At 73.0% G+C, this 289-nt stretch carries 1 protein-coding gene; it reads right to left on the bottom strand.

The window, feature by feature from the left end; all coding sequences use genetic code 11:
• The coding region (locus KI686_RS16480) for a molybdate ABC transporter permease subunit (RefSeq protein WP_237590398.1) at window positions 1–289 on the bottom strand (289 nt) is incomplete at both ends.

Genomic DNA, 289 nt, shown 5'->3' with positions numbered 1-289 from the left:
CCGAACTCGCCTGCCGCCCGCGCGAAGCACAGCACGGTTCCCGACAGCAGTCCCGGACCCGCCAGCGGCAGCGTGACCCGCCACAGGATCGTCCAGCTCCCGGCCCCGAGCCCGGCCGCCGTGCGCTCGTACTCCACGCCCGATGTGCGGACGGCACCCTCCAGCGCCAGCACGAGGAACGGGAGCGCGACGAACACCTGAGCGAGCACGACGGCCGGGGTCGTGAACGGCACCTGCCATCCGGTCCAGCCCAGCCAGCCGGAACGGCCGAACAGGAACAGCAGCGCCA

The sequence above is a fragment of the Polaribacter sargassicola genome (assembly GCF_021991835.1).
Classification (GTDB): Bacteria; Bacteroidota; Bacteroidia; order Flavobacteriales; family Flavobacteriaceae; genus Polaribacter; species Polaribacter sargassicola.
The sequence above is the reverse complement of the archived record's forward strand: the minus strand, read 5'-3'. Positions and strand labels throughout refer to the sequence as shown.